The sequence below is a fragment of the Pseudomonas sp. 15A4 genome (assembly GCF_016925575.1).
Lineage (GTDB): Bacteria > Pseudomonadota > Gammaproteobacteria > Pseudomonadales > Pseudomonadaceae > Aquipseudomonas.
In genome coordinates this window covers 3,402,906-3,429,578 of the sequence record NZ_CP068986.1, presented here as the reverse complement: position 1 = coordinate 3,429,578, position 26,673 = coordinate 3,402,906, and the positions used below count along the sequence as shown (strand labels likewise).

The window sequence follows — 26,673 nt, the reverse complement described above, 5'->3', positions numbered from 1 at the left end:
CGGTTCAGACCGCCTGGTCCATTTCCGCTTCGGGCTGTGCCTGCAGCGGCAGGTGCAGGCTGATGCAGGTGCCGCGACCGTCGATGCCATCGCCCACGCTGATCCGCCCGCCATGGGCGCCGACCATGCCCTGGCAGATCGCCAGACCCAGCCCCGTGCCCTGCCCGCCTCGGTCACCCCGCGCGGCGGTGTAGAACATGTCGAAAATCTTCGCCCGCTCACCCTCGGGTATTCCCGGCCCCTCATCGCTGACGGCGAAGACGATCTCTTCGTTTTGCGCACTGACCGCCATCTGCAGCCGGCCATGGACCGGCGAAAAGCGCGCGGCGTTTTCGATCACGTTGATCAGCGCCTGCTCGATCAGCGCGGCGTGGACATACAGCAATGGCAATTGCGCCGGCAACTCGGTCATGACTTGCAGCGGCGCGAGCACCGCGCGGAGGCGATTGAGCGCGCTGCCGACGATGTCACCCGGCGAGACCCAGTCCCGTGCCAGTTTCAGCGCACCGTGACCGAGGCGCGTCATGTCCAGCAGATTCTGAATGTAGCGATCCAGACGCTCGGCCTCGTCGCGGGTGCCTTCGAGCAACTCGCGACGGTCTTCCAGCGGAATCGCCTCGCCCAGCGCCAACAGGCTGTCGATGCTGCCGCGCATTGCCGTCAGCGGCGTGCGCAAATCGTGGGACACCGAGGCCAGCAAGGCGCTGCGCAGTTGTTCGGTCTCGCCATGCAAGCGCGCGGCTTCCAGGTCTTCGGCAAGACGGGCCCGCGCCAGGGCCTGACCCAATGGCTGACTCAGCGCCGTGAGCAGACGTCGCCGCTGAGGGGTGAAAGTCTGGCCCTGTTTCGCACGAATCCCCACCAACGCCAGCGGCGCATCGTCCACCCGCAACGGCAGCCACCACCAACTCCCCGACGGCAGTGTGCCGGTGCCCCTGCCCGCCGGTTGCCCGTGCTGCCAGGCCCAGTCCGCCGCCGCGCGCTCGAATTCGGAGAACTCCAGCGGCCCGCCCACCTCCACCTTCCAGCCCTGCTCGCGGTCGTTGTCCAGCACGCACAGCTGCAATTCGCTCCAGCCGGCCAAGTGATGATCGGCTGCACTGAGCACCGCCTGGCGATCGGTAGCGGCGGTCAGGCGGCGGGACAGATCGAGCAGTTCGCTGGTCTCCTCCTGGGTGTCGCGCAGTGCTTGCAACTGGCGCCGCTGGCGGGCGGCGAGATTGCCGGTCAGTGCCGCCATCAGCAGAAAGAACAACAGCGTCAGCACGTCTTCTTCGCGCTGGATGCTCAAAGAAAAATTCGGCGGAATGAACAAAAAGTCATAGGCCAGGAATGACAGCACCGAGCAGACCATCGCCGGGCCGACGCTGCTGCGCACGGCCACCAGCAAAACGGCGGCGAGAAAGACGAGGGAAATGTTCGGCAGCGCCAACCAGCTGGACACCGCCCAGGCCAGCGCGCTGGCGCCAAGGGTGGCAAACAGCGCCAGGGCGTAATCGAACCAGACCAGATTGCGCGGCGAGGTGGATTGCGCCTGATCGGGGCGCGACTCGCTGTCGAGGACGTTGATTTCCAGGCCATGGGCATTGCGCAGCAAACGCGACGCCAGGCCGCCGCCCAACACCCGCCGTCGCAGGGATGGCTGCGACTGCCCCACCAGCACCAGACTCGCGCGGCGCTCGGTGGCGTGCTGAATCAGCGTCTTCGCCACTTCCGGCGCGCGCAATACCACCACTTCCCCGCCGAGGCGTTCGGCGAGCTGCTGGGCATTCTGCAAACGACTGCGCGCCAGTTCATCCAAAAAGCGCCCGCTGTCGACATGCACCAGACTCCACGGCAGATGCCGACGCTGGGCGACGCGGCTGGCGTGGCGCACCAGACGTTCGGCCTGAGCGTCGCCGTCGATGCCGACCAGCAGACGACCCCGCACCGCCGGCGCAGCCTGGCCCAACTGCCGATAACCCAGGGCCAGATCGTTATCCACCTGGGCGGCGGCGGTCTGCATCGCCATTTCCCGTAGCGCGGTGAGGTTGGTCTGGGTGAAGAACGCATCAATGGCCGCGCGCGCCTGCTCAGGCACGTAGACCTTGCCGTCGCGCAGCCGCTCCAGCAGCTCCCGGGGTGGCAGGTCAATCAGCACCAGTTCGTAGGCTTCCTGCAACACCCAGTCCGGCAGGGTCTCGCGCACTTGTACGCCAGTGATGCCGCGCACCTGATCGTTGAGGCTTTCTAGGTGCTGGACGTTGACCGTGGTGTAGACGTCGATCCCCGCCGAGAGCAGTTCCTGAATGTCCTGCCAGCGTTTGGCGTGACGGCTGCCAGGGGCGTTGGAATGGGCCAGTTCGTCGACCAGCACCAGTTTGGGTTTCGCCGCAAGAATACCGTCGAGGTCCATCTCTTCGAGCATGACCCCGCGGTATTCGGAGCGAACCATGGGTTGCTGCGGCAAACCGCCCAGCAGCGCCTCGGTTTCCGCGCGGCCGTGGGTTTCGACGACCCCGGCCAGCAGCGAAACGCCCTGGCGCATCTGGGTGTGGGCGGCCTGGAGCATGGCGTAGGTCTTGCCGACGCCGGGTGCAGCGCCGAGAAACACCTTCAGCCGCCCGCGATCGTCCCGAGGAAGATTGACCAGCAAAGCGTCGGCGCGGGTGGTTGAATTCACGAAAAGTTGTCCTGGTGCAGAGTGATGTGTGCGCGTGTGGCGTCACCCATTGGGGTCAGTTCACGACTTTGCCAGACGGTAACCGATTCAGACTCAGATTCAAGTCCAGCACGTTCACCACCGGCGGGCCGATCAGCGAGGTCTGGGTGTTGTCCGCCACCAGTTTCTGCACCGATTCGGCCGGCAGGTTACGCGCCGCTGCGATGCGGGCCACCTGATACTGCGCTGCGGCCGGCGACAGATGAGGGTCAAGACCGCTGGCGGAGGTGGTCAGCAGGTTCAGCGGCACCGGACCCTGGCTGTCGACTTTCTCTTTGGCGGCATCCTCGGTCACTCGGGTCGCCAGCGCCGGATTGCTCGGCGCCAGGTTGCTCGCGCCGCTGGCAACGGTGGCAAAGGCCCCGGCAGACGGACGCGGATGAAACCATTCTTCGCCGGTGAAATTCTGTGCGATCAGTTCAGAGCCACGCACTTTTTCATGGTCGTCGTAGACCAGACTGCCATTGGCCTGATCCGGGAACGCCACCTGGGCGACTCCGGTCACCACCAGCGGGTAAGCCACGCCGGTGATCAGGGTCATCAGAACGATCAGGCTCACGGCCGGACGCAATACGCTGGACATCATTCATTCCTCATTTCGAAGTGAGCGCCGCGCGGTATGAGTCACCGCGCGGCGCGATCAACGGGTTAAACCAGGTGCAAGGCGGTCAACAGCAAGTCGATGGCCTTGATCCCCACGAACGGCACGACAATCCCGCCCAGCCCGTACACCAGCAGATTGCGGCGCAGCAGATGCGCAGCGCTGGCGGCCTGGACCCGCACACCACGCAGCGCCAGCGGAATCAGCACGACGATGATCAGCGCGTTGAACACGATGGCCGACAGAATCGCGCTCTGCGGGCTGGCCAGGTGCATGACGTTGAGCACGCCCAGTTGCGGATAGATCGCCGCAAACAGCGCCGGCAGGATGGCGAAATACTTGGCCACGTCGTTGGCGATGGAGAAGGTGGTCAGGGCACCGCGGGTCACCAGCAATTCCTTGCCGATCTGCACCACGTCCAACAGCTTGGTCGGGTCGCTGTCGAGATCGACCATGTTGGCCGCTTCCCGCGCCGCCTGGGTGCCATCGTTCATCGCCATGCCGACGTCGGCCTGGGCCAGCGCTGGCGCGTCGTTCGCACCGTCGCCGCACATCGCCACCAGACGCCCGTCGTTCTGCTCCTGACGGATGCGCTCCAGTTTCTTCTCGGGGGTGGCTTCTGCCAGCACGTCGTCGACGCCCGCCTCTGCCGCGATCGCTGCCGCCGTCAGCGGGTTGTCACCGGTGACCATCACGGTGCGAATGCCCAGTTTGCGCAGTTCCTCGAAGCGCTCGCGAATGCCCGGCTTGACCACGTCCTTGAGATGAATCGCGCCCAGCAGCTTGCCGTCGCCACACACCAGCAACGGCGTGCCGCCGGTCTTGGCGATCTTGTCGATCTCCCGCGCCAGTAGCGGCGGCAGGTCATTGCGGTCACGGCCGAGGAATTTCAGCAGCGAATCCACGGCGCCCTTGCGGTACACACGGCCCTCGAAATCGACGCCAGACAAACGGGTTTCCGCCGTAAACGGTACTGCCGTCAACTGGCTCGGTGCAGGCTCGGTCATCGGGTGCAGACCGCGCAAGTATTCAACGATGGACTTGCCTTCAGCCGTGTCATCGGCCAGCGAGGCCAGCAGCGTGCCTTCGCTCAGCTCTTTCGGCGTCACGCCCGGCGCGGCATACACCGCCGCGCAACGACGGTTGCCGAAGGTGATGGTGCCGGTCTTGTCCAGCAGCAACACGTGCACGTCACCCGCTGCTTCCACGGCGCGCCCGGATTTGGCGATCACGTTGAGGCGCACCAGGCGGTCCATGCCGGCAATACCGATGGCCGAAAGCAGGCCGCCGATGGTGGTCGGAATCAGCGTCACCAGCAGCGCCACGAGGAACACCAACGGCAGGTTACCGCCAGCGAAATGCGCGAACGGCTGCAGGGTCACGACCACCAGCAGGAAGATCAGGGTCAGGCCGATCAGCAGAATGTCGAGGGCCACTTCGTTGGGGGTCTTCTGCCGTTTGGCGCCTTCGACCAGCGCAATCATGCGGTCCAGGGTCGATTCGCCGGGGTTGGCGCTGATCCGCACCAGCAGCCAGTCGGAGACCAGTCGCGTGTTGCCGGTGACGGCCGAACGGTCGCCGCCGGACTCGCGAATCACCGGCGCAGACTCCCCGGTAATTGCCGCTTCGTTGACCGCCGCGATGCCTTCGATCACCTCGCCGTCGCCCGGGATCATCTCCCCGGCTTCGACGCGCACCACATCACCCTTGCGCAGGGTCGCGGCGTTGACCATCTCGTAACCGCCGTTGGCGCTCTGCATCCGCGCCTTCAGGCCTTCGCTGCCCGCTTTCAGGCTGTCGGCGCGGGCCTTGCCGCGACCCTCGGCCAAGGCTTCGGCGAAGTTGGCGAACAACACGGTGAACCACAGCCAGACCGCGATCTGCACCGCGACCGACGTCGGGACCGCCGGATCGGGGATAAGGCACAGCACGGTGGTCAGGATCGCGGTCAGTTCGACCACCAGCATCACCGGCGCACGGTGCAGCTGGCGCGGGTCGAGCTTGACGAACGCCTGCACCAGCGCCGGTCGCCACAGGGCAGCAAGACCGGTTTTGGCGGCTACGGGCTGCGCGTCATGGCGTGCTGTCTCGCTGGCCGGGCTTTTACTGTCCGGGCTCTTTGTTACGGGGGCTTGCATGTTCATGGTGTGGTCCTCAGAAGCCCAGGCTCAAGTGTTCGGCGATCGGTCCCAGTGCCAGGGTCGGCAGGAACGTCAGGCCGCCCACGAGCAGGATGGTCACGGTCAGCAGGGTGACGAACAGCGGGCCGTGGGTCGGGAAGCTGTTCTGGCCCAGCGGCGAACTCTTCTTCGCCGCCAGACTGCCGGCCAGCGCCAGCACCGGCAGGATGTAGCCGAAGCGGCCGATGAACATCGACAGGCCCAACATCAGGTTGTGGAAGGTGGTGTTGGCGCTGAAGCCGCCGAAGGCCGAACCGTTGTTGGCGGTCGCCGAGGTGTAGGCATAAAGCAACTGACTGAAACCGTGGGCGCCGGGATTGCTCACCGCCCCCGCCGGGCCGGGCAACGAGGCCGCCAGCGCACCGAACACCAGCACGCCGACCGGCATCACGATCAAGGTCGCCACCAGCAACTTGACCTCACGGGCCTGCAGCTTCTTGCCGAGGTATTCCGGGGTGCGGCCGATCATCAGTCCGGCGAGAAACACCGCGATCAATACGTTCAGCAACATGCCGTAGAGGCCTGCGCCGACGCCGCCGAAGATCACTTCGCCCACCATCATGTTGGCGAGGGCGATCATCCCGGTGAGCGGGTTGAGGCTGTCATGCATGCCGTTGACCGAACCGTTGGACGCCGCCGTGGTGGTCGCCGCCCAGAGCACAGTGGCCGTGGTGCCGAAGCGGGTTTCCTTGCCTTCCATCGGCGCGGTCTGCTCAACCGAGGCGATGTTCAGCGCAGGATTGGGCTGGTACTCGGACCACATCGCCGTCGCGCCGCCAATCAGGAACAGCGCCAGCATGCAGGCGATGATCGCGCGGCTCTGACGCATGTCCTTGACGTAATGGCCGAAGGTGAACACCAGCGCCACCGGGATCAGGATGATCGATACCAGCTCGAACAGGTTGCTCCAGATGGTCGGGTTCTCGAACGGATGCGCCGAGTTGACGCCGAAGAAGCCACCGCCGTTGGTGCCCAGTTGCTTGATCGCAATCTGGCTGGCGGCCGGGCCCAGCGGGAGGGTCTGGTCGGTGCCTTGCAGGGTGACGGCGTCCATGTAATGAGCGAAGGTTTGCGGCACGCCCTGCCAGACCAGCAGCAGCGCCAGTACCAGGCACAGCGGCAGCAGACCGTAGAGGGTCGCGCGGGTCATGTCCGCCCAGAAGTTGCCCAGATGCTGGGTCGAGCGACGGCTGATGCCGCGGCAGAACGCTACCAGCACGGCGATACCGGTGGCGGCGCTGACGAAGTTCTGCACGGTCAGGCCGGCCATCTGGCTCAGGTAGCTGAGGGACGATTCGCCGCTGTAGCTCTGCCAGTTGGTGTTGGTGACGAAGCTCATGGTGGTATTGAACGCCAGCGACCACTCCATGCCCGGCAGGCCCTGTGGGTTAAGGGGCAGCGAGCCTTGCAGGAGCAGGATGGCGAACAGCACGACGAACCCGGCCAGGTTGAAGGCCAGCAGGGCGATTGTGTAGGTTTTCCAGTTTTGTTCGATCGAGGGATCGACGCCGGACAGGCGATAGCAGATGCGTTCGACCGGGCCCATGACCGGGGTCAGAAAGGTCCGCTTACCTTCCATGACGTTGTAGTAGAACCGTCCCAGCAGCGGCGCGGGCAGTAGCACCAGGGCGAAAAACGCCAGTATCAGCAGGTAGTCGTAACCGTGCATGGCCGTTACTCCTCGACCCGGCCGGCGCGCAGGAGCGCAACCAGCAAGTAAACGAATAACCCTGCTGCGAGCAGCAGTGACACCCCATCCAGAACGCTCATGAAAAACTCTCCGTCATACGGCGACTGCCGTGTGGGGCAATTGTCTGCAGTGGGGGTGTAAAGGAACGAGAGCGACGGGGGTCGGGGGGCATAAAGAAAGCGTAAAGAGTGAAGAAAACAGAGCGTTTAGAAGCTTTACACCGTGGGCATATCCGTTATTTGTGTGGGTTGTTGTTATGGTTCCGCCCTTACGGCGGGTCACTTTTTCCAAGAGCCGAAAAAGTAACCAAAAAGGCCCTGCTCCTGGTTGGGTTCCTCCTTCGTCGGAATACCCTCACTCCGACGACGCTCCGTGGGCCCGCGCCGAACGGACATCCATGTCCTGACGGCGCTCTCGCGGCATCCATGCCGCTCGGCCCACTGCGCGTCGTCTACGATCGGCCTGCACCCAAGTCGCGTTTCGCGGTGTTTGAACTACCGCGTAGAAGATCAAAAGCAAATCAGAGGCAGATCAAGGGCGGGTCAAGCGCCAGGGACTTGTGGGAGTGAGCTTGCTCACGAAGAGGTCGGTACATCCACCGGATATCTGGTGTTTGAGATAAAGCATTCGCGAGCAAGCTCGCTCCCACAGATGGGGTGTCCAATCAGCAAAACTGTCGCCGCCTGGGCTGGCCTCTTCCCGGCTAAAGCCAGTCCTACAGGGGGTACGTGACGCTTTTGTAGGACCGGCTTCAGCTGGGAAGCCGTTGTTCTGCTTTTGATCTGCTTTTGATCTTCATGCACAAAAAGCCCAGTCACCGCCAATCGCGACTTGGGTGCAGGCTGAGCGCAGGTCTCGTTCCGTGGGCCGAGCCGCATGGATGCGGCGAAAGCTGCCCCCGCCATGGATGGCGGATGGCAGCGGGCCCACGGAGCGAGACCGGAGTGAAGGAACCCTGAGGAACGAAGGGCCCAACCAGGAGCAAGCACCCTTGGTTACTTGGGGTGCTTTTCCAAGTAACTCGCCGAAGGCGAAACAGTCTGCCCCCAGGCAGACGCCCTTGATCTTGATACGGAGCACGGCAGGTCAGCCGTGTACCGACCTTGATACATTCAAGACAACCCACCGACACCTCCCCACCCCACCCTTCCGCCCCGCTCGCCAGCGAAGTAGCATGGCAGCGTCGACTCCTATCCGCGGCCCAATCGGCGGCACCACACGGCGGCAGCACCATGCAGACAACACCCGACAGCCCCACCGCCACCGCACCGAGCGCAGAGCGCCGCTGGACCACCCGCGCCCTCATCGTCGATGACGACATTCCCATCCGCGAACTGCTCTGCGACTACCTCGCCCGCTTCAACATCCACAGTACCGGCGTCACCGACGGCAACGCCATGCGCCTGGCCCTGACCGAAGACACCTACGACGTCGTCGTCCTCGACCTCATGCTCCCCGGCGAAGACGGCCTCTCCCTCTGCCGCTGGCTGCGCAGCACCTCCGACATCCCCATTCTCATGCTCACCGCCCGCTGCGAACCCACCGACCGCATCATCGGCCTGGAACTGGGTGCCGATGACTACATGGCCAAACCCTTCGAGCCCCGCGAACTCGTGGCGCGGATCCAGACCATCCTGCGCCGCGTGCGCGACGACCGCACCGAAGAACGCACTACCCTGCGCTTCGACAATTGGCGCCTGAACAGCGTGCTGCGCCAACTCACCGCGCCGGACGGCCTCGTCGTGCCCCTGTCCAACGCCGAATTCCGCCTGCTGCGGGTCTTCCTTGAGCGGCCGCGTCGCGTGCTCAACCGCGAACAATTGCTCGACGCCGCCCGCGGTCGCTCCATCGAAGCGTTTGATCGCAGCATCGACCTGCTGGTCTCGCGCCTGCGCCAGAAGCTGGGCGATGACCCGAAATCCCCGCAACTGATCAAAACCGTGCGCGGCGAAGGCTATATGTTCGACGCCCGGGAGATTGGTTGATCCGCTCGGCCGACACCCTGTTTGCCCGGCTGTTTGGCGGGGCGCTGCTGGCGATCGTCCTCGCGCACCTGCTGGCGTTCATCTGGTTTCACTACTACGGCCCGAGAATGCCGCCCCCGCCCGGCTGCGATCGGCCGACGGCCAGCCAGATGCAAGCGCCGTCCGACCGCGATCCTGCCGCCGAGGCAGACCAGAACGACAGGCGCCGGCCGCCTTGCCGCCCGCCAATGCTCGGCATTCCGCTGGTGCCCCTGCTGTTCCAGTTGATCAGTCTGGTGCTTGCTGCCTGGTTCGGCGCCAAGGCCCTGAGCCGGCCGATCCGCCGATTGAGCGAGGCGGCCGAACGTCTCAGCGAGAACCTCGACAGCCCGCCCCTGGCCGCCAATGGCCCTCGCGAGGCACGTCAGGCGGCCCAGGCGTTCAACCTGATGCAGGAGCGCATTCGCGAACAGGTGCAACAGCGCGGACGCATGCTCGCTGCCGTGTCCCATGACCTGCGCACGCCCCTTGCGCGCCTGAAACTGCGGGTCGAGCAGATCGACGAGCCGCGACTGCACGGGCAGATGAGCCAGGATCTCAACGACATGATCGGCATGCTCGACGCGACCCTGACCTACCTCAACGAACAGCGCACCAGCGAAGCCCTGCAGTATTTCGACGTGCAGGCGCTGATCGAATCCCTGGCGGAAAACGCCCAGGACAATGGCGATGACATTCAGGCGAGCGGCACTTGCCGGCCGCTGAAATCCCAGCCCATGGCCCTGCGCTCGTGCCTGAACAACCTCATCGACAACGCCCTGCTGTACGCCGGGCATGCGCGCGTGGAGATCGAAGACGCCAGTGATCGCCTGCAGGTCAGCGTCATCGATCACGGCCCGGGGATTCCCGAAGACCTGCGCGAAGTGGTGTTCGAGCCCTTCTATCGCGTCGAAAGCTCGCGCAATCGCAACTCGGGCGGCGTCGGCATCGGCATGACCATCGCCCGGGAAGCCGCACGTCGAATGGGCGGCGACCTGCGCCTCGAGCAAACCCCCGGCGGCGGCCTTACCGCGGTGCTGGATCTGCCGCGAACCTGATCCCCGCCGTCACCAAAGCCTGTCATGGCTGCGCCGGGACAAACCCGCGCGCAAAATTGACCGAGTGCCCCGGTGGACGGCAATTTCCCAATGAATTTTAATTACTTGACCGGCTGCCGCGCGCGGCTGTCTCCAACCCAGTCCAGCAACAAACTGTATGCCACTGCCAGCAACGTCGGGCCGATGAACAGGCCGATAAAGCCGAACGCCAGCAACCCGCCAAACACACCGAGCAGGACAATCACCAACGGCAGGTTGCCGCCGCGACTGATCAGGTACGGCTTCAGTACGTTGTCGACGCCACTGACAATAAACGTCCCCCACAGGCCAAGAAAAATCGCCATGCCGTAATCGCCTCTCCAGGCCAGCCACGCGGTGGCCGGTATCCAGATCAGCGGCGGGCCCATAGGCACGAGGCTCAGCAGGAAAGTGCCGATCCCCAGCACCAGCGCGCCCGGCACGCCGGCAATCAGGAAACCGATCAAGGCCAGCACCGCCTGTGCCGCTGCCGTGCCGATAACGCCGTTGACCACCCGCTGCACCGTGCCCGCCACGAGATCGAGGTAGTACTGGGCGCGATCGCCGATCAGTCGTTCCAGCAAACTGAGCACGAACGCCGCCACCCGCGGCCCGTCGCGGTAGAAAAAGAACACGAAGATGATGCTCAGGGTCAGCTCGAGAATGCCACCGCCAATCTGCGCACTGCGCGCCAGCAGCCAGTTGCCGACCTGGCCCAGGTAAGGTCGGACGCTGACCAGCAACGCAGCGCCTTGTTGATCGATGGTGTTCCAGTAGCCCACCAGCCGCTCGCCCACCAGCGGAACGCCCGCCAGCCAGGTGGGTGGATCGGGCAGGCCGTCCACTTGCACGTCCTTGACGAACGCGGTTGCGTCGCGCACGTGGTCCGCCAGGTTGAAGCCCAGCCAGACCAGCGGCGCGAGCACCAGCACCATCCAGCCCAGGGTCAGAATGGCGGCCGCGAGGGACTCCCGCCCCTTGAGCGCGCGGGTCAGCAAACGCATCAGCGGCCAACTGGCGAATGCCAGCACCGCCCCCAGAACAGCGCCGACCAGAACGGCACCATCACCCATAGGCAGGCGCCGAGCAGCGCGAGCAGGAGAATCTGCACCAACAGGCGATCGTTATTGAACATCGGTCATTCCGCAACAAAAGGGGTTGAATCCGACAAGCATACCGTCGAACCGCGCAGCCCGCCTTGTGCGGATACCTGGGCCCGGCTTCAGGATGGGAACAGAGCCCGTCTCTATGGGTGCTGATGACTTGACCGGTGATGTCAGCGGGCGAATTGACCTTCTCTCATTCAGCCCATTCTTTATTAACGGTGAAGGCTATTGTCAGCCAACGATCAGGGCCGGTACCTCCAACCTCTTCCCCAATTTCATCCCGGATCAGGTCCCATGCCTCCAGGGATCGTGGCGGCAAGCCCGGCGGAACGATGAAGTAAATCTCGATCTGTCTCCCGCGCCCCACACGGGCTACATAGGCGCGGTAGGATAGGAAGCCATGTCGCTGGACAGCATCGCTTGCAACGTCGTCGATTCTTTTCTTCATTTCTGGCGGGGTCACCAGCAGAACATCGGCGAGAGCGTCACGAATCGTCGGCAGCGGCAAGGGCAAAACGATGAGGCAGACAAGCGCCAGGACCGCTGGATCTATATAAGGCGATAACCATTCCAGCGCTGTGCCCCTGATCATCCAGCCCGTCAGGAACGCGAGTAACAGAGCGCCGGTCATTGCAGCGGAGATTGTCCAGGCTTTTATGTCCAGGGCGATGAAGCTTGAATTGAGGCGTTTGTTTGCTCGTCGGCCATACATGATCATTCCAACCGCGCTCACAAGGGCCACAAAAGCAAAAATGAGCGCGAGATCGAAGTCCAGGTGTCGCCCGCCCGCCATCAGGCTGCCGACGGCCATGATCAGGCCATAGCCAGCGGTTCCAACCAGTAGCGTGCCGGATAAACCAAGCACAATGGGCTCAAGGTGCCAGAACCCCATCGTGAAATTCTTGGTCAGGCGGGCGCGACCGACATCGTTGTGAGAGAAGGCAATAAGTTTGGCAACGACCAGCGCAAAGCTCGTCATGATTGCGTCGATAAGGGTGTATACACCGTCAAAAATAATCGACGCAGACCCGGTCAGCAGACCGAACACCACCCCAAAAATAGCCAGAGCAAACGTCACAATAATGGAAAGGCGAAGCACGCTTGGCTCTGTCATCTGACTCACGGGTACGATTGGAGGGCGGCATTGTAAACACACGGTGAAGTCAGACCAAACCTGGCTCTGCGGCCCTCAGCGAATGAGTTCAAGGGTCAGGCCGGGGTTCTTCCGATCGCCCGCTTCCAGCCGGGCAGCGCGCACGCCTTTGGCGACCAGCGCCTGACGCCACGCCTCACGCTGATCCCCGGACAGGGTAACGCGCAAAGTGCTGTCCAGATTCAGGCCACGTGCCAGCAGCGTGGTCCAGGGCTCCTGCGGTGCTGCGGTCAGCATCGGCAGCTCCAGCTCGCCAGTGCTTTTGAGCTCGCGCAACAGGGTGGCGGAGGTCGGCAACAAATCCCCCAGCGGGGTGCTCGACTGAAATTGCTCGACGTGAAGGAACGCCCGACGGTTGCCACGGGTGATGCCGTACAACGCCACGAGCGTGTTGTCCGCCGGGGCGGCGAGGCGCAGCAGCAGATAGGACTGACCGTAGTCGGCGCCATACAGCTTGGCGTTGCCGAACACCTCATTGGCCCACAGGCTGCTTTCGCCGCAATCGCGGGCCTGGCACCAGAACAGCAACTGCGCGCCCTGCTGCTGCAAGGCTTCACGGGCGGCGGTGAAGGCCTCGTCGGCAGTGTGCTCGACCGGCAACTGGTAAGTGATCCCGGTGACATTGCCGCGCCCGGACACCTGCCCGTCGAAGCGCAACTGGCCGCTGATCTTGCGGATCGAGCCGAGCGGGTAGATGCGTTCCAGCTCGACGGAGGGCCGGTAATCGACGATTTCAGCGTCTTCCAGTCGCGGCAGATTGGGCAGATCCTGGCTTCCGGGAACGTCGGCTGCATGGGTGACAGTGCTGAGGCCGGTGAGCAGCAGCGTGAGCGCGAGCGTGCGGGTGAAGGCGTGGCTGAACGTTAGGGATGCGCTCATGGCAGGGCAATCGGCGAGGCGGGGGTTGATGCGGCGGATAAACCCGCAGGCAACGTAATCGGCAGGCAAAACAAAGCCGCGACAACGCGCGGCAGACATGAAAATAAAACGGTGAGTCGTGGGCAGTGGTCCATCGTGCAGTCTCCTGTTTCAACTGCCCCAGCCTCGGCAGTTGCAGGTCGCAAGTCAAGGAACGGCGAAGAAGCGATTGAAACAGTCTGCAACAGAGCGCGCACCCGCCTCATCGTTCAGGTGCAGATGGTGCCCGCCCGGCAAGGCCGTCACCGTGAAAGGAACGCTGGCGAGCAGCTCCCGGTTCTGCGCGAGCATGCCCTCCTCGGCCACGATCAACTGCGCCGGACAGCGCACCGCCGTGACGAAAGACAGCGCCTGCGCGCGGGTCAGACGAATTGCCGAGGGCAAGGTCAGTCGGCTGTCGCTGCGCCAGGTGTGACCACCCGGCACCGGCATCAAGCCACGCTGGGCCAACAGCTCGGCGGCGTCGCGACTGACCGCCACCATGCCTTTCATCCGCGCTTCCACCGCCCGGTCCATGTCCGGGTAGACCGGTTTGTGTTTGCTCTGCTGGGTCAATTGCGCCTGCAGCGCCGCGCCCATGCGCTCGACGACAGACTCTGGCTCGCCCACCGGCGGAACCAACCCGTCGATCAAGGCCAGACGGCTCACCCGCTGGGGAACGGCCGCCGCAACGATCACCGAAATGATCGCCCCCAACGAGTGACCCAGCAGGGAAAACCGTTCCCAGCCCATCTGCCCCGCCACCTGCAAAACGTCGTGGGCGTAGTCCGGCAGACCATAAGCCGATCCCGGCGGGCGGTGGTCGGAGTGGCCATGCCCGGCCATGTCCAGCGCCAGGATCCGCAGCCCCTCAAGCTTGGGCGCCAGCCGCGCGAAGCTGTTGGCGTTGTCCAGCCAGCCATGCAGGGCGATCACCGGAATGCCGTCCTGGGGCCCGAACAGATGAGCCGCCAGCTCGATATGGGGCAGGCTCAGGCGGATTTCTTCCACCGAGCAGGTCATGCGCCGGCTCGGTGCAGCGCGGCGTTAGCGTCAGCGGTGGCGGCGTCGGCTCTGGCCGTCCAGCGGGAAAACAGCGTTCTGAGCATGCGGGCGGTGTCCTCGGGATGTTCGAGCGGAAACATATGCCCACCAGGCACGGAAAGATACACGCCCTCGCGCATGCTTTTGACCGATAGTGCATGGTGGCGCCGCACCACATCGCTGCTTTCGCCGCGCACCATCGCCAACGGCACCCGCAACTGACGGGCAAGGCCCGGACTGGTGTGGGGCACGCTGCGATAGATGCTGATTTCAGTGGCGGGATCGAAACGCAAACGCAACCCGTCGCCCTCGGCTTGCAGCCCATGAAGCAGATACGCCTCGAAACACTCGGGGTGGAAACGCCGGAACAGCGACTTGCCGGCAAAGTAATCCCGGGCCGCCTCGACACTGCTGAACACTTCACGACGCCCCAACGTGCGGCCTGCGGGCGTGATGCGATCGATAAAACCGAAGCGCTTGGCGGCACGAATCATCCACTGATCGAACCGCGTCAGCACCGGTGAATCCAGCATGACAACGCCCCGGTACAACTCCGGATGACGCAGCGCCGCGTGGTAATGCAGCACGCCGCCCAGCGAATGGCCCACGCCCCACACCGGTTCAGGCTGTTCGCGCAGATGGTGGATCAACTCATCCACCAGCTGCGGCCAATTGTCCGTTACCGGAAATTGCGGATTATGAGCATGCTGCTCAAGATGCCGAACCTCGAACTCAGGCCCAAGCGCGGCAAACAACTTGCCGTAAGTGCCCGACGGGAAGCCATTGGCGTGAGCGAAAAAAGAAGTTGGGCCATGCCGACGCATCCAGGGCAACCAGAACAAGCCGCGATTGTGCGCACCGCCGGGCTGGGCGGCAATGACCGGAACTGCCATCGATGAGGCCACTCCGGTCATGGGGGGTTATCGGATAAGTTTGAGCGATCAAGCGGGACCGGCTTTAGCCGGGGATCCCTCGATCTCAAACGGGTGCAGATTGAATAAAGCGAAACGCTCAAAATAAGCTTGCAGCCTTTAAGACAGTCTCTCCAGACGGCTTCTCAAGCGGCTCACAGCATCTGTGTAAAACGGTCCAGACAAGCATGGATGTAGGCGACTTGAAAAGCGTATGCCTCTTTAACGTTAGCCTGCGCCTCCTTGGGCAGGTGCTTCTTTTTGAACCTTAATATCCCCACCTGCATCTGTTGCACAACTTCATCAGCGGCTTTCTGAAAAGTGTCCAAATCAACACTCTCGGGAGAGGGTGCTTTAACACCTTCCGGATTAAGCCCTTCGCCTTGCTCCGAATAAAGCGCTTTCAACGCGTCCAGCTTGAAATCTGCCTCATCACGCAACTGCTGAAACTCAAGATTAGTGAGCATCTGGTCGTCATGGATACGCGCCAGCCATTGACTCAAGGCGGTGTCACTCTCTACGGCCTTGGTTTTTTCTAGGGTCGAGAGCTCGCTGGCGAGTTTAGCGATCTCGGCTGCCTTGCTGACGATTTGCTCACTGATCCCTGCAATCTTGCTGCTCATGGCCTTGCTCCTTGACTTGCAATATCCCGTCATGGGAAAGCTCAAGACTGAGCGCAAATGCTCGCAGCAGCTACTGTCAACAATGACAGTTGAAGCGTCGCCTACTTGTACCTCTTCCCGGCTAGAGCCGGTCCCACTAAACAGCAGCGCGTGTATTCAGGAAAAGAGGCGACGAAATCGTAGGACCGGCTTCAGCCGGGAAGCTTTTGATCTTGATCTTCATACACATAGCGCCCAGACGACGCCATTCGCGACTTGGGTGCAGGCTGAACGCAGGTCTCGCTCCGTGGGCCGAGCCGCATGGATGCGGCAAGAGCGCCGTCAGGACATGGATGTCCGTTCGGCGCGGGATCACGGAGCGGGACCGGAGTGAGGGGATTCCGACGAAGGAGGAACCAAGCCAGGAGCAGGCACTTTTGCTTACTTTTGGATGGTGCGACTTTCGACTTTTCAAAAGAAGTCGCCGAAGGCGAAACAGTCTGCCCCCAGGCAGACGCCTGTGATCTTGATCTTAGATATCTCGATCAGAGCGGCAGCGATACCCGAAACATCGACCCCGCCCCTTCCTCGCTCTCGACACTGATCCGCCCGCCATGAGCACTGACGATCTGATCGGAAATGAACAACCCAAGGCCAAGGCCGGCCACCGCATGACTGGCAGCAACACGCTCGAACTGCTGAAAAATGCGCTTCTGATTTTCCGGACTGATCCCGATCCCATGATCGCGCACCTCGATCCGCGCCTCGCCTGCCTCGCTGTACACCCGCAACTCGATCGGCTTGCGCGCGCCGTAGCGCAACGCATTGGTGAGCAGATTCGCCACCACCTGCTCGATGCGAAACTCGTCCCAAACACCAATCACCGGCGCCGTGGCGTGCAACGTCACCACACTGCTGGCTGCAGCGATCTGCGCCGAATAGCTTTCCACCAGATTGACCACCAGCTCCGACAAATCGAAGGGGCTGGTACGAATCGACAGCTTGCCCGTTCGAATCCGCGACACGTCAAGCATGTCCTCGATCAGCCGAATCAGGCTCTGGATTTGCCGCTCATCGCGGTCGACCATGGCCCGGAGTTTCTCCATGGTGAACGCCGACGCATTGTCCTTGGCCAGATGCAACTTGCGCAGCTGGGTTTCCAGAATCAGCCCATTGAGCGGCGTGCGCACTTCGTGGGAGACGATCGACATGAAGTCATCGCGCATGCGGACCGCACGCTCCAGCTCGCTCTGCGTCGATTTCAGCTCGCGCATCAGAGCTTCCTGCTCCGCGCGGCTGCGTTCCAGCTCTTCGAGCTGCTGCTTGAGGGCCTTGCGCTGGCGGTACAAATCAACAAAGACGTTGACCTTGCTCTTTACCGCATGAATATCGAGGGGCTTGTGCAGGAAATCCACTGCACCGCTTTCATAACCCTTGAACGCGTAATTCAGCTCGCGCCCGGCAGCACTGACAAACACGATGGGAATGTTCTTGGTCTTCTCGGTGCTGCGCATCAGCTCGGCAAGTTCGAAGCCGTTCATCCCTGGCATCTGCACGTCGAGAATCGCCATCGCAAACTCGTGTTCAAGCAGCAACGACAGGGCCTCGTCCGCAGACAACGCCTTGAACACCTGACGGTCCTCACGCTTGATGAGCGCTTCGAGGGCGAGCAGGTTCTCCGGCAGATCATCCACGATCAGCAGTTTGGCTTTGATATCACTCAGCATGCAATTCGTTCCAGCTCGACAAGCAAGGACCCAATGTCGGGCAAAGGCAGTAGAAAATCCGGCGTATGAAGGGCGAGCGCCGCTTCGGGCATGGCCCGCGCGAGCGCCTGGGCCGGGTCCTGGACCACGGTGAGACCACCGTACTCCTTGATTCGAGCAATGCCACGCGCGCCGTCGCTGTTGGCACCGGTCAGCAACACGCCGGCCAGCCGATCACCATAGGCGTCTGCAGCCGATTCGAACAGGATGTCGATGCTCGGGCGCGAATGATGAACACGCTCCTCCTGACTCAGCGACAGGCTCAGATCGTTCTCGATGGAGAGGTGATAACTGGGCCCGGCAAAATACAGCGTTCCAGGCTTGATGGTCTCTTTGTCATCCGCTTCCTTGACCGGTATCGCCAGGTTCGCGGCAAACACCTCGGCCAACTGACTGCGACGCTGATCCGGCACATGCAGCACCGCGAGGATCGGCAGCCGAAAGCCCCGGGGCAAGGTACGGAAAATCTTCAGCAGCGCTTCGACACCACCGGCCGACGCGCCGACCACAATGGCGTCCACCGCCGGCAGCGCGGGCGCCTCCGGTGGGGTGTCAGGAAACGACGTTCTCATGATTTGCGGTAGATCCGCTCGAGTTTGACCAAGGGATCGAAGTGGCCCTTGTACCCGGAGAAGTCCAGGGTTTCCTTGCTGCCCAGCACGAGAAACCCGCGATGGCAAAGGGACTCGTGAAACAGCCCGAAGGCGCGGTCCTGCAACTTCTTGTTGAAATAGATCAGCACGTTACGGCAGGAGATCAACTGGGTTTCGGAGAACACGCTGTCGGTCGCCAGGCTGTGATCGGCGAAGGTGACATTCTCTCGCAGGGTCTTGTCGAAAATCGCGTAATCGTAGGCGGCGGTGTAGTACTCCGAGAATAGCCGCTTGCCGCCGGCCTTGAGGTAGTTCTCGTTGTAGCCGCGCATGTTTTCCATGGAGAAGATGCCTTGTTTGGCCTTCTCCAGGGAATTGGGGTTGATGTCGGTGGCGTAGATGATCGTGCGTTCGAGCAGGCCTTCCTCGCGCAGCAGGATCGCCATGGAGTAAACCTCCTCCCCGGTGCTGCACCCGGCAATCCAGATTTTCACCGACGGGTAGGTCTTGAGCAGCGGCACGACTTCTTCGCGGATCGCCAGGAAGTGCGTCGGGTCGCGGAACATCTCGCTGACCGGGATCGTCAGGAATTGCAGCAGCTGCATGAACGCCGAAGGGTCATGCAGCACGCGCTCCTGCAACGCGGAAATGGTCTTCAGTTCAAATTGACGTAACGCGTGGGCGACACGTCGTTTCACCGACGCACCCGAGTAATCGCGGAAATCGTAGCTGTACTTCAAGTAAATCGCTTCAATCAGCAAGCGTAACTCGATATCGGCGTCTCGTTCTTGGTGCATCGGCAACACTCTGGATCGGGCAAAAAGGCGGTCAATTGATCCGGTTCATTCAGATACGTTCCATCTTCGGCATCCACACGCGAATCAGCGAGAACAGTCGATCCAGATCGATCGGTTTTGCCAGGTAGTCGTTGGAACCGGCTTGCAGGCAGCGATCCTGATCGTCCTTCATCGCTTTGGCGGTGACGGCAATGATCGGCAGCTTGCGCCAGCGCGGGTTCTTGCGGATCTCGATGGTGGCTTCGTAGCCGTCCATTTCCGGCATCATCACGTCCATCAGCACCAGATCGATGTCATCGACAGTGTTGAGCTTCTCGATCGCTTCCAGCCCGTTGCGCCCGACCTCGACGATCGCGCCTTTGTGCTCCAGCGCGCTGGTCAGGGCGAAGATGTTACGCACGTCGTCGTCGACCACCAGGATCTTGCGCCCTTCGAACACGCGGTCGCGACTGCGCGCGGTCTTGAGCATCTTCTGGCGCTCGTTCGACAGCTGCGACTCGACCTTGTGCAGGAACAGCGTCACCTCATCGAGCAGGCGCTCTGGCGAACGCGCACCTTTGATGATGATGGTCCGCGAGTAGCGCAGCAGCTCTGCTTCTTCGTCACGGGTCAGGTTGCGCCCGGTGTAGACGATGACCGGCGGGAACGCGCAGATCTCGTCGGTGGACATGCGCTTGAGCAGCTCGTTGCCGAGCATGTCCGGCAGTTTCAGGTCGATGATCATGCAGTCGTAGGCGTTGTCGCGCAGCAGATCAAGGGCGTCCTGAGCGAAGCCGACCGCCGTGATCTCGATGTCGTCGTCACCGATCAGGCGCGCGATGCTGTCACGCTGCAAGGCATCGTCTTCGACCAGCAGGATGCGTTTGACCTTCTGCGTGAGCTTGGCTTCCAGGCGGGCGAAGACGTCCTTGAGCTCTTCGCGGGTGGTCGGTTTCACCGCATAGCCGATGGCGCCCATTTGCAGCGCGGCTTCCTGACGGTCTTCGACGGAAATCACGTGCACCGGAATGTGCCGGGTGCTCGGCAGCTCTTTGAGGCGCTGCAGAACAGTGAGACCGGAATGGTCCGGCAGGCGCATGTCCAGCAGGATCGCGTCCGGGATGAATGATGCGGCCAGATCGAAGCCTTCGTCGGCGGCATGGGCCACCAGACAGTTGTAGCCGAGCTCGTGGGCCAGGTCGTAGAGGATGTGGGCAAAGCGCACTTCGTCTTCGATGACCAGAATGCAGCGTTTGGTGAACGGTGCTTTTTCGCGGTCGTCGGCAAAGCGCGGAATCGGCTCGGCAGGCGGCGAAATCCTCACCGCAACAGGTGCGGGCGGCGTGACGCGGGCGGGAGCTGCCGGGGGCTGCACGGCAACTACTGGCGCCTCGGCATACTGCGAAGGCTCTTGTTCAACGTACTCTTCCGGCAGCACAAGGGTGAAAATACTGCCCTGTCCCGGCGCACTGGTGACGCTGATCGAACCGCCGAGCAGACGCGCCAGATCCCGGGAAATCGACAGGCCCAGGCCGGTGCCGCCATAACGGCGATTAGTGGTGCCATCGGCCTGACGGAACGCTTCGAAAATGCTTTCCTGCTGCTCCTCGGCGATGCCGATGCCGGAGTCGCGAACGGTGAACGCCACGCCCTCGCCGGGCTGGCGGGAAACCGTCAGGCTGACAGTACCGCTTTCGGTGAACTTGACGGCGTTGGACAGCAGGTTCTTGAGGATCTGCTCCAGGCGTTGGCGATCGGTGTACAGCGAAACCGGCGTGCCCGACTGGATCTCCACCGAGAATTCCAGCTTCTTTTCGGCCGCCAGGGGCTGGAAGGTCATGCGCAAACCTTCGACCAGACGACTGACGCTGCTGTTTTCAGGACGCACGTCCAGCTTGCCGGCCTCGACCTTGGAAATATCCAGAATGTCGTTGATCAGGTTGAGCAAATCGTTACCCGCAGAGTAGATCGACTCGGCGAACTTGACTTGCTCTTCGGAAAGGTTGTCCTGGGGGTTTTCCGCCAGCAGCTTGGCCAGAATCAGCGAGCTGTTCAACGGTGTGCGCAGTTCGTGGGACATATTGGCGAGGAATTCGGATTTGTATTTGCTGGAGCGCTGCAACTCGTCGGCGCGGGCTTCCAGCTCAATCTGGGCGATGTGCAATTCTTCGTTATTGCGGTCCAGTGCATCACGTTGGTCGGCCAGCGCCTTGCCCTGCTCGGCCAGTTGCTCGTTGGTCTGCTCCAGCTCCGCCTGCTGGGTTTCCAGGTGGGCCTGGGATTCCTTGAGGATCCGCGACTGCTCTTCCAGCTCTTCGTTGGCCGTGCGCAGCTCTTCCTGCTGCACTTGAAGCTCTTCGTTGAGCTGCTGGGTTTCGGCGAGCACTTCCTGCAAGCGTTGACGGTAGCGCGCCGCCTCGATGGACGTGCCGACGTTTTCGGCCACCAGCTCGAGAAACTCCAGGTCACGGGGGCCAGTTCGCGAAGGAAGCCCAGTTCGATGACGCCATTGACGTGGTCATCGTTGCTGGTGGGCACCACCACGACGCTGCGCGGTGAGCCTTCGCCCAGGCCGGAGGTGACTTTGAAGTAGTCCTGGGGCACGTTGTCCAGGGTGATGATCTGATCCTGCTCGGCCGCTTTGCCAACCACGCCTTCGCCGCTGTAGATCGACTGCTCGTGCTGCTCCTGCTCGCGGGAGAAACCGTAGGAAGCCACGCGCACCAGACCGCCGTGCTCCTGACGCACGTACACCGCCGCGACCACCGCGCCCAGGTATTGGGCGAAGAAATGCAGCACGTTGCGGCCCAGTAGATTGAGGGTGAGCTGGCCGATGACCTGCTCGGCCAGTTCGCTCTGGCCATTGCGCAGCCAGGCGACGTGGGACAGGCGCTCGGCGTCCAGCTGTTGCGCCTTGAGGTTGGCGGCGTAGGTATCGGACAGCGTGGTCATGTCCCGACGCCCGACCCAGGCCAGAATCCCGCTGACCAACAGAATGAACGCGATATACAGCGAGACTGACAACACAGTGGTGTGGGTTACGTCGGTGTTGCGTGTCAGACGCAGCTGATGCTCGACGTTGGCCGCTTGCTCGTATTGCTCACGCATCTCGTCAGCCAGGCGCTTGCCGCGACGATTCTGAATCGGCGTCTGGTAATCGCCGCCGGTGCGCCGCAGGGTGATCATCTCTTGGGCAAACTCGTTCCAGGAGGATTGCAGCGCGGCCAGTCGTTTGAAGCGATCGACCTGCTCCGGGTTGTCGGCGACCAGTTCTTCAAGGCCCTGGAGTTCGGTGCTGATGGCCGGTTTGGCAACTTCGTAGGGGTCAAGGAAACGCTCATCGCCGGTCAGCAGGAAGCCGCGCATCCCGGTCTCCATGTCTACCGAGAGCTTGAGCGAGCGATTCAGGTTGTTGATCACCCGGTCGGTGTGTTCGACCCACTGGATGGCCGACAACAGGTAGGAAATCAAAATGACGAAGAAAGCCGCACTCAGCACGCCGACAGCCAAAGGTAAACTGACGTTGCGGCTTAACAGTTTGCGGAAACGTTGCTCATCGACTGCGGAGTTGGTGATCATCGCGAGGGCTCAGGCGGATTCGTCTAAACGACGGAGTTTGCCGCAAATCTCGACAAAAACTCCAGCTTCCGACGTACAAGGTTGAATTTTCTCACATTAAAGAGAGACCAATTCGGCCCGAGCTGTACATTTGAGTGCAGCTTGATAGCTACTACACTCGTTTGAATCGTGTCGTTGCGGCGCGGAAGTTGGCACAATTGCGCCCCCAGCGAAACGCTGTACACCCAATGCCGTGCGATGCGCTCCCTGCCCAATTAAGGAACCTGCCATGTCCGATTCACCCCGCACGATTCTGGTGGTCGAAGATGACAACATCGTCCGGATGTTGATTGTCGACGTCCTCGAGGAGCTTGAGTACACCGTGCTGGAAGCGGCCGACGCCGCCGAGGCGCTTGTGGTTCTGAACAACGCTGAACAGACCATTGACCTGATGATGACCGACCTGGGCCTGCCCGACATGAACGGTAAGGATCTCGCGAATCGGGCGCGTGAAATTCGCCCTGACATTCCGGTGCTGTTCGCCAGTGGCTACGCGGATTCCATCGATGTGCCAGAAGGCATGCACAACATCGGCAAGCCGTTTTCCATTGATCAGCTGCGTGACAAGGTAAAGGGCATTCTTGGCAACTGAACAACCGGCGCAGCCCACCCCGATCCATGTGCTGATCATTGGCTACGTCTGGCCCGAGCCGCGATCGTCTGCGGCCAGCGGCCACATCATGCAGCTGATCGACTGTTTTCTCGAACAGGGCTGGCAGATCACCTTCGCCAGCGCGGCCACCGAAGGCGAGCACAAGGCCGATCTTGCGGGGCTGGGGATCACCGAAGTCACCATTACCCTCAATCACAGCAGTTTTGATGCCTTTATCAGTGAGCTGCAGCCTGACGTGGTGTTGTTCGACCAGTTCCTGATGGAAGAGCAATTCGGTTGGCGGGTAGAGAAGCATTGCCCTAACGCGATCCGTCTGCTTGAGACTTCCGACCTGCAGAGCCTGCGCCACGCCCGTCATCAGGCGGTCAAGGAACGGCTCGACGGCAAGCCCGATGCTGATCTGACCGGTTATTTTCAGACGCCGCGGGATCAACTGTTTACGCGGATGGCGTCCACTGACCTGGCCCAGCGCGAGGTCGCCGCGATCCACCGCAGTGACCTGAGCCTGATGGTGTCCGACGTCGAAATCGAATTGCTGACCCAGGCATTTTCAGTGCCCGCTGCTCAGCTCCATTGGGCACCGTTGCTTGTGCGAGAGAACCACACAACGCCCGCCAGCCCGCGTGGATTCGAAGACCGTGCGCACTTCATCACCATCGGCAACTTTCGCCATGCACCAAACTGGGATGCGGTGCTGTGGCTGAAAAATACCGTCTGGCCGCTGATCCGCGCGCAATTGCCGGCAGCTCAGCTTCGCGTGTATGGCGCGTATACGCCGCCCAAGGCTGCAGCACTGCATAACGCTGCCCAGGGGTTCCACATCATGAACTGGGCTGAAGACGCGTTGGAGGTGATGGGTGCGGCGCGGGTTTCCCTGGCGCCGCTGCGATTCGGCGCGGGGATCAAGGGCAAGATCATCGACGCCATGGTCTGCGGCACACCTACCGTGACGACGCCCATCGGTGCCGAAGCCATGCACGGCGAGCTGTCCTTTCCCGGCGCGGTGGCCTGTGATGCCCAAGGGCTCGCCGACGCCGCCGTCAGCCTCTACACCGATCAGGCACGCTGGGAACGGGCGCAACGGGACGGCTGGCACCTGCTGCCGGCGCGTTTCAGCCATGATCGCCATTGCGCCGCGCTGATCGAACGCATCCTTGCGCTGCGGGACACGCTACCGGCCCATCGCACGGCCAACTTCACGGGCACCATGCTCCGCCATCATCAGCACAAGAGCACGCAGTACATGTCGCAGTGGATCGAAGCCAAGAACAAGAACACCTGAAGCGTTTTGTCTAAGGGACGGCGCGGCGTAGCAGATAGGTGTCCATGATCCACCCCTTCTGCGCCCGCGCCGTTTCACGCGCCTGACGTATCTGCCCGCTCACTTCGCGCAGCGGGCCTGAAATGAGGATTTCGTCAGGGGTGCCGAGATAAGCCCCCCAATAGATGTGCAGCCCTTCGTCGATAAACCGCTCGAAGGTGCAGTGGGCGTCGAGCATCACCACGCTGTTGCTGATCTGCGCACCCTGCTCCGCCGCAAGCTCCCGCCCGGTGGTGATGTGGATCGGTTCGCCAATGCGGTTCAGGCCGATGCGATGCCCGGCGGCCAGCGCCTGCACGCTGGTGATGCCGGGGATGACCTCATAGCCAAAGGACTCCCGGCCGCGGGCCAGTACCTGATCGAGAATCCGCATCGTACTGTCGTACAGCGCCGGGTCGCCCCACACCAAAAACGCCCCAGTCTCGCCTGCCTTTATTTCATCGGTGATCAGTTGCTCAAACAGCACGGCGCGCTGCTCGTGCCAATGCTCGATCCCACTGCGATAGGACGGCGAATCGTCCTTGCGCCGAGGATCGCTCACCTGCACCAGACGATAGTCATGCCCCTCGATGTAGCGCTCGCAGATGTCCCGGCGTAACGCCAGCAGGTCATCATTGGCGTAGCCCTTGTCGAGGATGAAAAAGACCTGGGTGCGGTTCAGCGCCTTGATTGCCTGAACGGTGATGTGCTCGGGATTGCCTGCGCCGATGCCGATCACGAGGATTTTTTCATGGGTGGCGGTTCTCTGGAGGCGTTCGCGGAAGGTGCATCAGCGTATCGGGTTGTTGAGGGTGTGGTTAGTCCACTGCGCAGCTGCGCGTCATGGCGCAGCATTGATGGCGCTCAAACCGGCCTCCTCCCGGCTGAAGCCGGTCCCACTGAAGCCACGCGTCCATCTGCATCGGTTTAAAGCCTCTCTCTGTATTCCGCCCAGCAAATAGTGCACATTATTCCCACGCCACTCTCCAGATCGGCACCCGCATGACCAGAACAACAAGAGTCACCGACCCTTCCTACGAGTTGATGGACGACCACAATGGGCTGTCGATCATCTATCGCGAACACGGTTTTCCCTGCCCGCTGGTGCGCTGGCATTTCCACAAGGAATACGAGCTGCACCTGATTGTTGCCAGTTCCGGCAAGGTCTTCGTCGGCGATTACATCGGCAATTTCTACCCTGAGACGCTGTTTCTCACCGGCCCCAATCTTCCGCACAACTGGATCAGTCAGATCGAAGAAGACGAGGTCATTCCCAAGCGCGACATGCTGGTGAATTTCACCGAAGAGCTGCTCGAAAGCGGCAATCAGGTGTTCGCCGAACTCAAGGCCCTCGCGCCGTTGCTCGACCGTGCGCAATACGGGATCGAATTTCGCTGCAAGCGCACCATTCGCCAAGCCACCAAATTGATGCAAAAGATTGCCGACACCACTGGCATGACGCGCCTGGGCCATTTCTTCATCCTGTTGGAATTGCTGGCCGCCAGTGACGATTTCCAGCTGTTGTCCGGTACCACTGCGTCGCAACTGTCGGATGATCACGCCGTGGAGCGCACCAACAAGGCGGTGGAATACATTTTTACCCACTACGCCCGCGAACTGCCGCTGGAAGAAGTGGCGGACTACCTGGGCATGAAGCCGACCTACTTTTCCCGCGTATTCAAGCAAGCCACCGGGCGCTGCTTTGTAGAATTCGTCAACCGCTTGCGCATCAGCAAGTCCTGCGAACTGCTCGCCGACGGCGACCGGCCGGTGACTGACGTCTGCTTCGAGTCGGGTTTCAATAACATCTCCAATTTCAATCGACGCTTCCAGAAGCTCAAAGGCATGACCCCCTCGCACTACCGACGTCTCGCCGTACAGCGCTTGACTGAGCAAAACCTATACTGATTCGCTGCCCCTTCGCACCCTTCAACTACGCTGGAACTGCCCCGCACCATGTGCTGGCGCAGTTGTACGGCATGGCCGTCGGAATTCCCGGTGCAAAAAGTATCAGTTCAAGTGCGCCGCAGGATTTGTCAACCC

The 26,673-nt window shown here is 62.0% G+C and carries 19 protein-coding genes and 2 pseudogenes; 5 read left to right on the top strand and 16 right to left on the bottom strand.

Annotated features, from left to right (window positions below):
- Positions 1–4: 4 nt before the first annotated feature.
- The 5 genes from JN403_RS15280 to kdpF form a co-directional block, all read right to left on the bottom strand.
- A complete protein-coding gene (locus JN403_RS15280; RefSeq protein ID WP_205483043.1) occupies positions 5–2,662 on the bottom strand; it encodes a sensor histidine kinase KdpD in 2,658 nt (885 codons plus the stop codon).
- A gap of 55 nt (positions 2,663–2,717) precedes the next feature.
- Positions 2,718–3,284 carry a potassium-transporting ATPase subunit KdpC gene (gene kdpC / locus JN403_RS15275; RefSeq protein WP_205487377.1) on the bottom strand — a complete coding sequence of 189 codons (567 nt, stop codon included), beginning with the start codon at positions 3,282–3,284 and terminating at the stop codon, positions 2,718–2,720.
- Between the two features lie 65 nt (positions 3,285–3,349).
- Positions 3,350–5,446, bottom strand: coding sequence for a potassium-transporting ATPase subunit KdpB (gene kdpB, locus JN403_RS15270; RefSeq protein WP_205483042.1), 2,097 nt, complete (start codon positions 5,444–5,446; stop codon positions 3,350–3,352).
- Between the two features lie 10 nt (positions 5,447–5,456).
- A complete protein-coding gene (gene kdpA / locus JN403_RS15265) occupies positions 5,457–7,151 on the bottom strand; it encodes a potassium-transporting ATPase subunit KdpA (RefSeq protein WP_205483041.1) in 1,695 nt (564 codons plus the stop codon).
- A 5-nt stretch (positions 7,152–7,156) separates the two neighbouring features.
- Positions 7,157–7,252: a K(+)-transporting ATPase subunit F gene (gene kdpF, locus JN403_RS15260; protein WP_037009437.1), complete on the bottom strand. Its 96-nt coding sequence runs from the start codon at positions 7,250–7,252 to the stop codon at positions 7,157–7,159.
- Positions 7,253–8,404: 1,152 nt separating this feature from the next.
- Between kdpF and JN403_RS15255 the strand changes: the two genes are divergently transcribed.
- Entirely contained in the window at positions 8,405–9,157 is a 753-nt protein-coding gene (locus JN403_RS15255; protein WP_122538444.1) for a response regulator transcription factor, read from the top strand.
- Positions 9,154–10,233, top strand: a complete 1,080-nt coding sequence (locus JN403_RS15250; RefSeq protein WP_205483040.1) for a HAMP domain-containing sensor histidine kinase — start codon at positions 9,154–9,156, stop codon at positions 10,231–10,233. The genes JN403_RS15255 and JN403_RS15250 overlap by 4 nt, the downstream gene beginning before the upstream one ends.
- 101 nt (positions 10,234–10,334) lie before the next feature.
- On the opposite strand, the pseudogene JN403_RS15245 reads toward JN403_RS15250, so the two are convergent.
- From JN403_RS15245 to JN403_RS15200, 10 genes and pseudogenes are all read right to left on the bottom strand, one after another.
- Positions 10,335–11,386 (bottom strand): annotated as a pseudogene (locus JN403_RS15245) (AI-2E family transporter).
- A 164-nt stretch (positions 11,387–11,550) separates the two neighbouring features.
- On the bottom strand, positions 11,551–12,471 hold the full coding sequence (locus tag JN403_RS15240; RefSeq protein WP_205483039.1) for a cation transporter: 921 nt from the start codon (positions 12,469–12,471) through the stop codon (positions 11,551–11,553).
- A 75-nt stretch (positions 12,472–12,546) separates the two neighbouring features.
- Entirely contained in the window at positions 12,547–13,389 is an 843-nt protein-coding gene (locus tag JN403_RS15235) for a DUF4892 domain-containing protein (protein WP_205483037.1), read from the bottom strand.
- Between the two features lie 186 nt (positions 13,390–13,575).
- Positions 13,576–14,430 (bottom strand): alpha/beta fold hydrolase, encoded by an 855-nt coding sequence (locus JN403_RS15230; protein ID WP_205483036.1) that lies wholly within the window; start codon positions 14,428–14,430, stop codon positions 13,576–13,578.
- Positions 14,427–15,275, bottom strand: a complete 849-nt coding sequence (locus JN403_RS15225) for an alpha/beta hydrolase (protein ID WP_205487375.1) — start codon at positions 15,273–15,275, stop codon at positions 14,427–14,429. The genes JN403_RS15230 and JN403_RS15225 overlap by 4 nt, the downstream gene beginning before the upstream one ends.
- 242 nt (positions 15,276–15,517) lie before the next feature.
- A complete protein-coding gene (locus tag JN403_RS15220; protein ID WP_205483035.1) occupies positions 15,518–15,985 on the bottom strand; it encodes a hypothetical protein in 468 nt (155 codons plus the stop codon).
- A 524-nt stretch (positions 15,986–16,509) separates the two neighbouring features.
- Entirely contained in the window at positions 16,510–17,691 is a 1,182-nt protein-coding gene (locus JN403_RS15215; RefSeq protein WP_122534659.1) for a hybrid sensor histidine kinase/response regulator, read from the bottom strand.
- The gene (locus JN403_RS15210) at positions 17,685–18,302 is read right to left on the bottom strand and encodes a chemotaxis protein CheB (RefSeq protein WP_205483034.1); all 618 of its coding nucleotides are present in this window, start codon (positions 18,300–18,302) and stop codon (positions 17,685–17,687) included. The genes JN403_RS15215 and JN403_RS15210 overlap by 7 nt, the downstream gene beginning before the upstream one ends.
- Complete coding sequence (locus JN403_RS15205) at positions 18,299–19,120, bottom strand: protein-glutamate O-methyltransferase CheR (protein WP_122534657.1); 822 nt, start codon at positions 19,118–19,120, stop codon at positions 18,299–18,301. Before JN403_RS15205 ends, JN403_RS15210 begins: the two co-directional genes overlap by 4 nt.
- Positions 19,121–19,169: 49 nt before the next feature.
- Positions 19,170–22,678 (bottom strand): annotated as a pseudogene (locus tag JN403_RS15200) (response regulator).
- A 268-nt stretch (positions 22,679–22,946) separates the two neighbouring features.
- Here JN403_RS15200 and JN403_RS15195 point away from each other — a divergent pair.
- Both JN403_RS15195 and JN403_RS15190 read left to right on the top strand, forming a co-directional pair.
- Positions 22,947–23,309 carry a response regulator gene (locus tag JN403_RS15195; RefSeq protein ID WP_205483033.1) on the top strand — a complete coding sequence of 121 codons (363 nt, stop codon included), beginning with the start codon at positions 22,947–22,949 and terminating at the stop codon, positions 23,307–23,309.
- Between the two features lie 88 nt (positions 23,310–23,397).
- Positions 23,398–24,612, top strand: a complete 1,215-nt coding sequence (locus JN403_RS15190) for a glycosyltransferase family 4 protein (protein WP_205487373.1) — start codon at positions 23,398–23,400, stop codon at positions 24,610–24,612.
- 10 nt (positions 24,613–24,622) lie between these two features.
- Here the strand turns inward: JN403_RS15190 and cobF are convergent, their stop codons facing one another.
- The gene (cobF, locus tag JN403_RS15185; protein ID WP_205487371.1) at positions 24,623–25,375 is read right to left on the bottom strand and encodes a precorrin-6A synthase (deacetylating); all 753 of its coding nucleotides are present in this window, start codon (positions 25,373–25,375) and stop codon (positions 24,623–24,625) included.
- Between the two features lie 257 nt (positions 25,376–25,632).
- On the opposite strand from cobF, the gene JN403_RS15180 reads away from it, so the two are divergent.
- Positions 25,633–26,538, top strand: a complete 906-nt coding sequence (locus JN403_RS15180) for an AraC family transcriptional regulator (RefSeq protein ID WP_122534652.1) — start codon at positions 25,633–25,635, stop codon at positions 26,536–26,538.
- Positions 26,539–26,673: the final 135 nt, after the last annotated feature.